9 protein-coding genes are annotated in these 11,414 nt (G+C 74.0%); 6 read left to right on the top strand and 3 right to left on the bottom strand.

Going from position 1 to position 11,414, the window contains the following annotated elements; all coding sequences use genetic code 11:
• Nucleotides 1-6: 6 nt before the first annotated feature.
• The 3 genes from AC27IY_RS19130 to AC27IY_RS19120 all read left to right on the top strand — a co-directional run bounded on the left by AC27IY_RS19130 (nt 7) and on the right by AC27IY_RS19120 (nt 4,978).
• Nucleotides 7-3,159 (top strand): AfsR/SARP family transcriptional regulator, encoded by a 3,153-nt coding sequence (locus tag AC27IY_RS19130; RefSeq protein WP_487178731.1) that lies wholly within the window; start codon nt 7-9, stop codon nt 3,157-3,159.
• 67 nt (nt 3,160-3,226) lie between these two features.
• Nucleotides 3,227-4,369, top strand: a complete 1,143-nt coding sequence (locus tag AC27IY_RS19125; protein WP_487178730.1) for an FAD-dependent monooxygenase — start codon at nt 3,227-3,229, stop codon at nt 4,367-4,369.
• A gap of 33 nt (nt 4,370-4,402) precedes the next feature.
• Nucleotides 4,403-4,978: a hypothetical protein gene (locus AC27IY_RS19120; RefSeq protein ID WP_487178729.1), complete on the top strand. Its 576-nt coding sequence runs from the start codon at nt 4,403-4,405 to the stop codon at nt 4,976-4,978.
• On the opposite strand, the gene AC27IY_RS19115 is transcribed toward AC27IY_RS19120, so the two are convergent.
• On the bottom strand, nt 4,968-5,786 hold the full coding sequence (locus AC27IY_RS19115; protein ID WP_423451859.1) for an SAM-dependent methyltransferase: 819 nt from the start codon (nt 5,784-5,786) through the stop codon (nt 4,968-4,970). The genes AC27IY_RS19120 and AC27IY_RS19115 overlap by 11 nt on opposite strands.
• 204 nt (nt 5,787-5,990) lie before the next feature.
• On the opposite strand from AC27IY_RS19115, the gene AC27IY_RS19110 reads away from it, so the two are divergent.
• Nucleotides 5,991-6,170 (top strand): hypothetical protein, encoded by a 180-nt coding sequence (locus AC27IY_RS19110; protein ID WP_344213353.1) that lies wholly within the window; start codon nt 5,991-5,993, stop codon nt 6,168-6,170.
• 8 nt (nt 6,171-6,178) lie between these two features.
• Here the strand turns inward: AC27IY_RS19110 and AC27IY_RS19105 are convergent, their stop codons facing one another.
• A complete protein-coding gene (locus AC27IY_RS19105; RefSeq protein ID WP_423477365.1) occupies nt 6,179-6,964 on the bottom strand; it encodes an N-acetylmuramoyl-L-alanine amidase in 786 nt (261 codons plus the stop codon).
• 89 nt (nt 6,965-7,053) lie between these two features.
• Here AC27IY_RS19105 and AC27IY_RS19100 point away from each other — a divergent pair, with 89 nt between their 5' ends.
• Complete coding sequence (locus AC27IY_RS19100; protein ID WP_487178728.1) at nt 7,054-8,397, top strand: N,N-dimethylformamidase beta subunit family domain-containing protein; 1,344 nt, start codon at nt 7,054-7,056, stop codon at nt 8,395-8,397.
• On the opposite strand, the gene AC27IY_RS19095 is transcribed toward AC27IY_RS19100, so the two are convergent.
• Nucleotides 8,398-10,056: a carbamoyltransferase family protein gene (locus tag AC27IY_RS19095; protein ID WP_487178727.1), complete on the bottom strand. Its 1,659-nt coding sequence runs from the start codon at nt 10,054-10,056 to the stop codon at nt 8,398-8,400. It abuts the gene before it with no gap.
• Nucleotides 10,057-10,225: 169 nt separating this feature from the next.
• Here AC27IY_RS19095 and AC27IY_RS19090 point away from each other — a divergent pair, with 169 nt between their 5' ends.
• Entirely contained in the window at nt 10,226-11,371 is a 1,146-nt protein-coding gene (locus tag AC27IY_RS19090; protein WP_423451865.1) for an alkaline phosphatase PhoX, read from the top strand.
• The last annotated feature ends 43 nt before the right edge of the window (nt 11,372-11,414 follow it).

Genomic DNA, 11,414 nt, shown 5'->3' with positions numbered 1-11,414 from the left:
CGGGACGTGCAGTTCGGCATCCTGGGCCCGCTCACGGTCCGCGCGGCAGACGGCCGGGAGGTCGCCGTCGGCGGCCCGCGCCCGCGTGCCCTGCTCGCCCTGCTGCTCCTCGACGCCGGCCGCACGGTGAGCGTCGAACGCCTCATCGACGGCCAGTACGGCGACGACCCGCCCGCCGGCGCCGCCAACGCCGTCCAGGCCCAGGTCTCCCGCCTGCGGCGGGCCCTGCCCGACCGGCTGATCGAGTTCCACGGCGCCGGCTACCGGCTGGCCGTCGAGCGGGAGGACGTCGACGCCCATCGCTTCGAACGACTCGCCCGCGAGGGGCGGCGGCTGCTCGCCGCCGGTCTGTCCGCGCAGGCGGCGGCCGTCCTCGGGGACGCCCTGGAGCTGTGGCGGGGCCCGGCGCTGGCCGACGTCCTCGACGCGCCGCTCGCCGCCGCGCAGGCGCGACGGCTGGAGGAGCTGCGCCTGTCGGCGCGTGAGGACCTGCTGGCCGCCGAGCTGGCGCTTCCCGAGGCCAGCCCGGTGGGGGCGTTGCGGGAGCTGGTGGCCGCCCACCCACTGCGCGAACGGGCGCGCGGGCTGCTCATGCGCGCCCTGCACGCCGCCGGACGGCAGGCCGAGGCGCTGGCCGTGTACGACGAGACGCGGCGGCTGCTCGCCGACGAGCTCGGCGCGGACCCGTCGGCCGAGCTGGCCGCCCTGCACCTGGAGATCCTGCGCGGCTCCACCGCCGGTCCTGCCGCGGTGGCGCGGACCCAGCCGCCGACGCCGTTCACCAGCTTCGTGGGGCGCGAGGACGAGCTGGCCAGGATCCGCTCCCTGGCGGAGGCCCGGCTGGTGACGATCGTCGGCCCCGGCGGCACCGGCAAGACCCGCCTCGCCGTCGAGGCCACCACGGGCGCGCGGCGGGAGGTCTGCTTCGTGGACCTTTCTCTCGTGGACGGCGATTCCGGCGGCCAGGTGGCGGCGGCCGTGCTCGGCGCGCTCGGGCTGCGCGAGCCCGCGCTGCGCGCCCCGGAGGCCGGCGGGGCGGGCGACGCCGCCGGCCGCGTGGTGGCCGCGCTGTCGGAGCAGGAGCTGACCCTCGTCCTCGACAACTGCGAGCACGTCGTCGCCGGGGCCGCCGCGCTGGCCCGCCGGCTCCTCACCTCCTGCCCCCGCCTGACCGTCCTCGCCACCAGCAGGGAGCCGCTGAACATCACGGGCGAGCACCTCGTCCCGCTCGCCCCGCTGCCCGATCCGCTCGCCGTCCGGCTGTTCGCCGACCGGGCCGCGGCCGTCCGCCAGGGGTTCGCGCTCGGCCCCGACAACCTCGACGCGGTACGCGGGATCTGCGCCGCGCTCGACGGCCTGCCGCTGGCGATCGAGCTGGCGGCGGCCCGGACGCGTACGTTCGGCGTCGCCGAGATCGCCGCCCGCCTGGCCGAGCACGGCCGCTTCGCGCTCCTGTCGCGCGGCGACCGCACCGCCGCGGCCCGCCACCGTACGCTGCACGGGGTCGTCGAGTGGAGCTGGAGCCTGCTCGCCGAGGAGGAGCAGGAGCTGGCCAGGCGGTTCGCGGTGTTCGCGGGCGGCGCGCGGCTGGAGGCGGTCGAGGCCGTCTGCGGCGCGGACGCCGCCGAGCCGCTGGCCGGCCTGGTGGACAAGTCGTTCGTGGAGACCGACGGCGAGCGCTACCACATGCTGGAGACGATCCGGCTGTTCTGCGCCGACCGGCTGGCCGAGGCGGGCGAGGAGGAACGGCTGCGCCGCGCCCACGCCGCCTGGTTCCTGGAGCTGGCCCGGCGCGCCGACGACCACCTCTACCGGGCCGAACAGCTCGACTGGCTGGCCCGGCTGTCGGCCGACGACGCGAACCTGCGGGCGGCGCTGCGCTGGAGCGTGGAGCACGACCCGGCGACGGCGGCGCGGCTGGTGGCGGCGCTGGCCATGTACTGGTGGCTAAGCGGGCGGCGCGGGCAGGCCATCGCGCCCGCGACCCGCCTGCTCGACACGCTGGGGGCCGAGCCGCCCGCCGAGCTGGCCGAGGAGTACGTGCTCACCGTCCTGCACGCCGTGCCCGACGCAGGATCGCCGCACTGGGAACGCGCGCGGGCCGCCGCCGGGTCGCTCGGGCGGCCGATGCGCTGCCGGTTGGGGCCCGCGCTGTGGGGCATGGTCGCCGGGCCGCCGGACGACGACGGCGGCGAACACTGGCCGCCGCTCCTCTCCGCCGACCCGTGGAGCCGGGCGCTGGGCCGGCTGAGCGAGGCGCTCGTCCTGGTGCTGCGGGGCAGGATCGGGGCCGCCGAGCGGGAGCTGGAGAGCGTGCTGACCGACTTCGGCGCGGTGGGCGAGCGCTGGGGGAAGGCGCAGGCGCTCGACTGGCTGGCGTTGATCACGAGCTGGCGCGGCGACCGGGCGCGGGCCATGCGCCTCTGGCAGGACGCGGTGGGGCTGCTGGAGGAGCTCGGCGCGGCGGAGGAGCTGGTGGACGTCCTCTGCCGGCGCGCCGAGGCCCGCTGCCGCGCGGACGACCCGCGGGGCGCGCGCGCCGACTGCGAACGCGCGGCGGAGCTGGCCCGCCGTACCGGCCGGCCCGCCCTGATGGCCACGATCCACCTGGTGGCCGCCGAGATCACCCGCATCGAGCACACCCACCTCCCGCCGAAGGAGGACGGGCTGGCGTGGATCGGCGAGGTGGCCGAACGGCTGGACGCCGCGCTGGAGATCGTGCAGGGGAGCTGGGCCTTCACCGCGTCCGGGATCAGGTCGCAGGTGCTGACGGCGCTCGGGCGGCTCGCGGAGGCGCGGGGGGACGCGGCGGAGGCGGCGCGCAGGCACGGCGAGGCGCTGGCCGCCGCGCTCGGCTCCCCGATGACCGCCGACCTCGCCGCCGTCGCCGAGGGCCTGGCCGGCCACGCCCTGCTCCCCGCCCAGGAAACCACGGCCCAGGAAACCACGGCCGAGGACGCCGCGCGGGCGGGGCTGCTGCTCGGGATGGGGGCGGCGCTCCGGGGGATCGCCGTCGCGGGCGACCCCGACGTGGCCGCCACCGCCGCCCGCGCCACCGCCGTCCTCGGGCCGGACGGCTTCGCGACCGCGTACGCCAAGGGCGCCGCCATGGGACGAGCCGAAGCCCGGGAAGCCCTGACCGCGCAGCACCCGGGCTGACAGGGAGGCGGAGGGCTGTCAGCCGGTGGTCGCCGGGTTGTCAGCGCAGGTCGCGAGGCTGCTGGACATGAAGAACCTCACCATTCTCATCTCCGGCGCCAGCATCGCCGGCCCCGCGCTCGCCCACTGGCTGATCAGGTACGGCTGCTCCGTCACGGTCGTCGAGAAGGCCCCGGCGCTGCGCCCCGGCGGCCAGGCGGTCGACTTCAAGGGCGAGACCCACCGCACGGTCCTGTCCAGGATGGGCATCCTGGACGACGTGCGCAAGCTCCAGACCGGCGGCACCGACCAGCTCCTCGTCGACGCCGAGGGCCGCACGCTCGCGGTCATGCCCGGCGAGTTCACCGGCGGCGAGCTGGAGATCCAGCGCGGCGACCTGGCCAGGCTGCTCTACGAGCGCACCGCCCCCGCCTGCGAGTACGTCTTCGGCGACTCGATCACGTCGCTGACCGAGACCCCGGACGGCGTGCACGTGACCTTCGAGCGCGCCGCGCCCCGCACGTTCGACCTGGTGGTGGGCGCGGACGGCATCCACTCCAACGTCCGCCGCCTCGCCTTCGGCCCGGAGTCCGACTTCGTGCGCTTCCTCGGCCACTACTACGCGCTGGTCGACCTGGACCAGGACTTCGGCCCGGTCGGGCGGATGTACAACGAGCCGGGCAGGATGGCGGCCGTCGGCGGGCCGAAGGCGCCGGCGTTCTTCGTCTTCGCCTCCGAGCCGCTCGACTACGACCGCTATGACGCCGGGCAGCAGAAGGACATCCTGGCGCGGGCGTACGCGGGCATGGGCTGGCGGGTGCCGGAGGTGCTGGCGGCGGTGCGGCGCTCGCCCAACGTGTACCTGGACTCGATCAGCCAGGTCCGGATCGACCGGTACAGCCGAGGCCGCGTGGTGCTGCTGGGCGACGCGGCGTACGGCAACACGCTGGGCGGGTTCGGCACCGGCCTGGCCGTCGTGGGCGCGTACGTGCTGGCGGGCGAGCTGGCGGCGGCGGGCGGCGACCATCGGGCGGCGTTCGACGCGTACGAGCGCGTCTTCCGCCCGTACGCCAAGATCTCCGAGAACGGCAACGCCGGCCCCTTCCTCGCACCCGGGAGTCCGTCGCGGATCCGGATGCGGAACTGGATGTTCAAGTACCGCTTCCTCCTCGCTTGGATGATGAAAATGACCGACAAGTTCGCGACCGACATCGAGCTCAAGACGTACTGAACTTTTGTGATCAGCAGGACATCCAACCCGGGCATGAACAGAAACCGGCACCTCGCGGCCCTGTCCGCCGCCGTGCTCGCCGCGACCGTGATCGCCGCCCCCGCCGCCGGGGCCGCCACCCGTCCCTCCTGCCCGACGCCGTCCAAGGCGGAGGTCAAGCGCGCGAACAGCTCGGACATCGACCGGCCCGCCAGGAGGTCCAACGCGATCAAGGGCGTCCGCGTCGAGGTCCTGCCGCGCGGCTTCACGCACGGGCAGGTCGAGGTGAGCCGCCACGACGGCCTCACCGAGTACGGCTACCAGTGGTCCGACAACCGCGACGACGTGGACCTCAAGCACCGCTGGCTGTGGGTGCGCGTGGTCTGCAAGCCCGGCCTGCGCGAGCTGAACGCGCTGAAGAAGGCCCCGCTCCGGCTCGGCACGTTCTCGGGGGACGTGCGGACCGCGAAGATCGGTGACCGTAAGGTGCTCACCATGAAGGGCGACGGCGCGCTCGGCCACGGCCGCTACGTCGGCTGGGTGGAGCGCGACGGCGTCGCCGTCACCGTCATGGCCTCCGAGCCGCTCGTCCCCGACCTCAGCAGGATCGTCGCGGGGATCAGGCTTTGACCCGGCCCACCCCGGCCGCGAAGAGCAGGCGAGGCACCCCGTCGATGAGCGGGACCTCCTGATCGTCCGGGCCGAGGCGCCACTCGTGGACCGGCACCAGCCCCGGCCCGATGAGCTCGAACCCCTCGAACAGCGACAGCACCTCCTCACGGGTGCGGAACCCGGCCTGGGCCGAGGTGCCGTCGGTGGACGCGCGCAGCCGGCCGACGGCCTGCGCGTCGCTCTCCGCCAGCGCGTGGGAGAGCACCAGGTGGCTGCCCGGCGCCATGCGGTCCCTGAAGGCGGCCACGATGCCCGCCGGGTCCTCGTCGTCCATGACGTAGTGCAGCACGCCCACCATCAGCACGCACACCGGCCGGTCGAAGTCGATCAGCTCGGTGACCTCGGGGCTGTCGAGGATGTCGGCGGGCCTGCGCAGGTCGGCCTGGAGGGCGGCGAGGCCGGGCGCGTCGGCCAGCAGCACCTGGGCGTGCAGGCCCACCACGGGGTCGTTGTCGACGTAGACCACCCGGCAGCCGGGATGCACCTGGCGCACGGTCTCGTGGATGCTGGGCGAGGTGGGGATGCCGGTGCCCAGGTCGAGGAACTGCCGGACGCCCTGCTCGGCGAGGTGGCGGACGGCCTCGATCTGGAAGTGGCGGCTGGCCCGGGCGACGAGCCGGGTGTCCGGGGCGACCGCGAGCAGCTTCTCGGCGACCTCGCGATCGACGGCGAGGTTGTCCTTGCCGCCCAGGAGATAGTCGTACACGCGGGCCGAACTCGGCACCGTCGGGTCGACACCGGGCGGAAGGCGTTCTAAGTCGGTCACGGGAAGGCCGTCTCCTTAGCCACGCGGCAACGTGAGCGCCATCCTACTCAACGGACCCGACTTTCTTCCGTCCGAAGCCCGAGTCAGGAAGTCCGGTGAGAAATTGGTCCGGATGGCCGATGCGGTGACGGGGTTCGCCTGTGCATCCTGGGGGGAGAAGGGTCCGGCGGGGGCCGGTCCCTCTCGGAGAGGAGTCACGAGGGCATGGACTACGCGGCAGGCCGCCCCACCGTGATCTTGGACAACGGAGTCGTCGGCCGGGTCATGCTGGCCCACCCCTCGCGGCGCGACCTCGTGCTCGTGCTCGGCATGAACGGAACCCTGCTCAGCGTGCAGCTCGACGACATCGCGTGCGTGGTGGGCGGCGAACCGCTCTGTCACTGACGCGGTGATCAGGTCAGGAAGTCGCGCAGGCCGGTGGCGAGTGAGGTCGCCATGCGCTGCCGGAAGGCTGGGCTGGACATCTTGCGGGCGTCGCCCGGATTGCGCATGTTGCCGCACTCGATGAAGACCGCCGGCCGGGTCGACAGGTTGAGGCCGCCGAGGTCCGTACGGGTCTGGAGGCCGTCCTTGGCGACGTAGTTCGCGTAGGGGATGCCGGTGCCGGCGCGGTAGGCGTCGCGTACGGCGTGGCCGAGCCGCCGCGACGGCTCGATCACCTCATCGTTGTGGCCGGGCAGCAGGCCCGGCATGATCACGTGGAAGCCGTGCCCCCGGGGCGCGGCCCCGTCGCCGTGGATGGACAGCACCGCGTCCGCCCGCGCCTCGTTGCCGATGGCCGCCCGCTCGGTGACGCACGGGCCGACGCCCTTGTCGTTCGGCCGGGTGAGGACGACCTTGGCGCCCATGCGTTCGAGCATCGGCTTGAGCCGGCCGGCGAGGTCCCAGGTGAAGGCGTGCTCGGGGTAGCCGGCGTCGGTCTCGGTGCCGGTCGTGTTGCACGGCTTGGTGCCGTTGATCACGTCGACCAGGCGGTTGATCTGCTCCGGGTGGGAGGCGTTGCCGCCGTTGTGCCCGGGGTCGAGGACGACCGTCTTGCCCCGCAGCGGGGCCGCCGAGGGCGTGGGGGCCGGCGAGGCGGGCGAGGCCGCCTCGGGCGCGGCGGCGGGCGCGGCCGGGCCGCCGCACGCGGTGGAGAGCGCGGCCGAGAGCGTGAGTGTCACCAGGTACGCGCGCATGCGGCCGACGCTACCGGCCTCGGCGCGGCAAACCCAATACATACGCTGACCTGCTATTTCGTGTCGTACGACCGGGTAGTCCCAGCGATGTGATCAGGGGTTACGTGGAGCAGCCGAGCCCTCGCGCGGGCGGGACGCTGACCTTGCGGGCGGCGACGGACGCGCCGCGTTTCCGGGTGGAGCTCCACCGGTGCGGCGACGGGCTGACGCTGTCGGCGAAGTCGCCGTGGCTGCCCGGCGCGGACGCGCCGCCGCACCTGCCCGCGCACGACTGGGGCCGCGACGGGACCGGCCCCCGTGGCGAGCCGCTGCCTGCCTGGCCCGGCCACGAGCTGCCCGCCCCGGCCGAGCCAGGGGTGTACGTGGCGGTGCTGGTCGAGGGCGACGACGACGGCGACCGTACGGACCCGGACCGTACGACGCCCGACGGGCGGGAGGCGAAGGCGCTCTTCGTGGTGCGCCCGGCGGTCCCGTCCGCCCGGATCCTCTACAAGCTGCCGCTGTTCACCTATCACGCCTACAACGTCTCCGGCGGCTGGTGCCTCTACGACCATGCGGACGTCCCGGGCGATCCGGAGCCGGGGGTGTCGCTGCACCGGCCGGGCGGCGGCACCGGCGCCACCCCCTACGACGTGACGAACTTCGACCCGTACGACCCGACGCCGCGCCAGACGTTCGTCCACTGGGACGGCCGCTTCGTGGCCTGGCTGGCCGGGCGCGGCTACCGGGTGGACTACTGCACGGACCTCGACCTGCACCGGGACGGCGAGGAGCTGCTGGGGCCGTACAAGCTGCTGGTGAGCGCGGGGCACGACGAGTACTGGAGCGACGCCATGCGCGCCGCCGTGTCCCGGCACGTGGCGGCCGGGCGCAACGTGGCCTTCTTCGGCGGCAACACCTGCTGGTGGCGGATCGCCTTCCGCGACCCGGTCAGCTTCGAGCGGACCGGCTTCTGGCACGAGCACGGCCCGCCGGAGAACGAGCTGACCGGCGTCAGCTTCCGCAACGGCGGCGAGCGCGACCGCGACGAGCATCCCGAGCCGGTCGGCTTCCGCGTCCAGCACGCCGATCACTGGGTGTACGCGGGCACGGGGCTGCGCGACGGCGACGTGTTCGGGCTGGAGGAGTGCCTGGTGGGCTACGAGTGCGACGGGGCCGCGTTCGACCGGGCCGCCGGGCCGCCCTACGTGCCCACCGGGGCGGACGGCACCCCGGCCGGGTTCACCATCCTCGCGGTGGGCGACTGCGGGGCGGCCGGCTGGGGGTTCGGCAACGGGGCCGCCACCATGGGCCTGCACACCGCGCACGGCACGGTGTTCACCGGCGCGACCACCGACTGGCCGCGCGGGTTGGAGAGCTCGGCGGCGGTCGCGCGCATCACCGCGAACGTGCTCGACCGCCTCGGCGAGCCGCCGCCCAGTCCGTCTTCCTGATCAGTCCGTCTTCCTGATCAGGTACGGCGGCATCACCAGCGCGTGCATGCCGGTCGTGCGCAGCGTGTCGATCGAGTGCTCGGGCGTCTCGGTGAGCGGCCGGCCCGGACCGTTCAGCGAGGTGTTGATCAGCACGGGCAGGCCGGTCCGCGCGTACCAGCGGGTGAGCAGCGCGTGCAGGAACGGCGTGCGCTCGGGCTCCACCGTCTGCAGCCGGGCGGTGCCGTCCACGTGCGTGACCCCGGGCAGCAGCTCGCGGAACTCGGGGCGGACGTCGGCGGCGTACTGCATGAACGGGGCCGGCCGGTCCACGTCGAAGAAGCGCCGGGCGTGCTCGGCGAGCACCAGCGGGGCCAGCGGCCTGAACCACTCGCGGCCCTTGACCTCGTAGTTGATGTAGTCCTGGATGTCGGGTCTGCGCGGGTCGCCGATGATGCTGCGGTTGCCGAGCGCGCGCGGCCCTGACTCGCTGCGGCCCTGGTGCAGGCCCACGACCCGGCCGTCCTCCAGCAGCGCCACCGTCGCGGCGATCAGGTCCTCCGGCTGCTCGGCGACCAGGCCGTCCGGCAGGCTGCCGACGGCCGCGGCGATCTCGCTCTCGTCGGGGTCGGGGCCGAGGAAGTCGTCGCGCCAGCGCCACCGGCCGCGTACGCCGAGCACGGCCTCCAGCCCGTAGAGGGCGCAGCCGATCGCGGTGCCGCCGTCGTGCGGGCTCGGCGGGACGAAGACCTCGCGGAACGGCCCCCGCCTGATGAGCAGGCCGTTGGCCGAGCAGTTGAGCGCCGTGCCGCCGGCGAAGGCTAGCTTGTCCAGGCCGGCCCTGGCGTGCAGCCACTCCGCGAGGGCGGCCAGGGCGTTCTCGAAGGCGCGCTGGCCGGCGGCGGCCAGGTTCGCCGAGCGGCGGAACGGCTCGCCGCCCGGCTCGTAGATGAACTCCTCGCGCCGGGCGAACAGCTCGGTCCACGCGGACGGGATCAGCACCTCGTGCCCGCGCACGTCGAGGCCGGGCAGGCCGAGCGCGTCCGGGTCGCCGTACGGGGCCAGGCCCATGACCTTGCCCTCGTTGCCCTCGCCCTCGGGCCAGAGCGCCTTGGTGAGGAGGGCGTAGAAGCAGCCGAGCCCGGCCGGGTCGGCCCAGTCGCCGTGCCAGAGCTGCTTGGCCAGGCATTCGACACCGTCGCGGGTGCACCGGTAGAAGGAGGCGACCTCCAGCAGGTCGCCGGAGGCGCCGGGCGGCGGCGTGAACGGCTCGGTGAAGCGCCGGACCGGGCTCCCCTGGTTGTCCACGACCAGGCCGGCCGCCTCCTCGAACGGCGACGGGTGGAAGGCGCTGTAGAGGTGGCTCAGGTGGTGCGAGACCTGGACGATCCTGGCGTCCTCCTTGAGGCTCAGGCTCTCGCGCAGCTCCTCGTGGTAGTCCTCCAGGTTCTCGATCTCGGCGTCGGAGGAATACCCCTCGACCACGAGGTCCACCGGCTCCTTGAGCAGCGGCATCGCGGGCAGGTAGCGGTCGGGCAGGTCGCCGAGCCGGCCCCAGTGGTGCTTGCGCCGGGTGATGCGCTCCTTCTGCAGGCTGTACATGCCCGTGTCGCCGACCGCGACGGCGATGGACCCGTCCTGGGTGCGGTTGATCCCGACGACGATGGGAAAATCGGCCATCTCCGGTGCCTCCTGGGTGTGATCACGGCACCCGTACCCGAGGCCAGGACAAGTGGATCTCTCAAGGGCGTAAGAGACCCGTCAGCGTCAGAACTGGGCCTACGCAGGGGACGGACCGGCGTCTACTGTCGGGTGCGGTACGGAGCCCCCCCGAGTGGATGGAGCGAGGATGCAACGCCGCACCTTCTTACGTGCCCTCTCGACCGGCCTCGGCGCCGTGGCCTTCTCCGGCGCGGTGTGGCACGACGCCGCCGCCTCGGTGGCCGCCGTCTCGGCGGGCCCGAGCCCGTACGGGCCGCTCGGCGCGCCCGACGCGAACGGCATGGCGCTGCCCGCCGGGTTCACCGGCCGGATCGTGGCGAGGACCGGCCGCGTCGTCGGCGGGACGCTCTGGCACCCGGCGCCCGACGGCGGCGCCTGCTTCCCCGACGGCACCGGCTGGATCTACGTCTCCAACTCCGAGGTGCCGCTGGTCGGCGGGGCCTCGGCCATCAAGTTCCGGGCCGACGGCTCGATCGACCGGGCCTACCGCATCCTCAGCGGCACCACGCTCAACTGCGCGGGCGGCGCGACCCCCTGGAACACCTGGCTGTCGTGCGAGGAGGTCTTCCGCGGCCGGGTGTACGAGACCGACCCGTACGGCGTCCGCTCCGCCCAGCCGCGCCCCGCCATGGGCCGCTTCAAGCACGAGGCCGCCGCCTGCGACCCCGACCACCGGGTGGTCTATCTCACCGAGGACGAGTCCGACGGCTGCTTCTACCGTTTCACCCCCACCACCTGGGGCGACCTGTCCAGCGGCCGGCTCGACGTGCTCTGCGGCGCGGGCGGCGACGCCGTCGAGTGGCGTCCGGTGCCCGACCCCGGGCCCGGCGTGCTGGAGACCCAGACCAGACACCAGGTCTCCGCCGCCCGCCACTTCAGCGGCGGCGAGGGCTGCCACTACGCGGGCGGGATCTGCTACTTCACGGCCAAGGGCGACAGGAAGGTGTGGGCGTACGACGTGGCCCGCTCGACCGTCACGGCCGTCTACGACGGCGGCGGGACGCTCGACGGCGTGGACAACATCACCGGGCGGCCCTCCGGCGACCTCTACGTGGCCGAGGACGGCGGCAACATGGAGATCAACATCATCACCCCGGACGGGGTCGTGGCGCCGATCATGCGGCTCGACGGGCAGGCCAAGTCGGAGATCACCGGGCCCGCGTTCTCGCCCGACGGCACCCGGCTCTACTTCTCCTCCCAGCGCGGCACCAGCGGCGAGACGGCGGGGACGGGCGGGATCACGTACGAGGTGCGAGGCCCCTTCCGGCGCTGACGACGGACACGGGGCGCGTGAAAGTTTCACCCTTCTGAATCAT

This window comes from Nonomuraea sp. B208, from assembly GCF_057536035.1.
This window is presented reverse-complemented; position numbering and strand designations above follow the sequence as displayed.

Excerpts from the sequence above, each read along its gene's own strand:
- AC27IY_RS19110 (WP_344213353.1), top strand. The coding sequence starts at position 5,991 with ATGGACTACGCGGCAGGCCGCCCCACCGTGATCTTGGACAACGGAGTC.
- AC27IY_RS19125 (WP_487178730.1), top strand. The coding sequence starts at position 3,227 with ATGAAGAACCTCACCATTCTCATCTCCGGCGCCAGCATCGCCGGCCCC.
- AC27IY_RS19095 (WP_487178727.1), bottom strand. The coding sequence starts at position 10,056 with ATGGCCGATTTTCCCATCGTCGTCGGGATCAACCGCACCCAGGACGGG.
- AC27IY_RS19120 (WP_487178729.1), top strand. The coding sequence starts at position 4,403 with ATGAACAGAAACCGGCACCTCGCGGCCCTGTCCGCCGCCGTGCTCGCC.
- AC27IY_RS19105 (WP_423477365.1), bottom strand. The coding sequence starts at position 6,964 with ATGCGCGCGTACCTGGTGACACTCACGCTCTCGGCCGCGCTCTCCACC.
- AC27IY_RS19090 (WP_423451865.1), top strand. The coding sequence starts at position 10,226 with ATGCAACGCCGCACCTTCTTACGTGCCCTCTCGACCGGCCTCGGCGCC.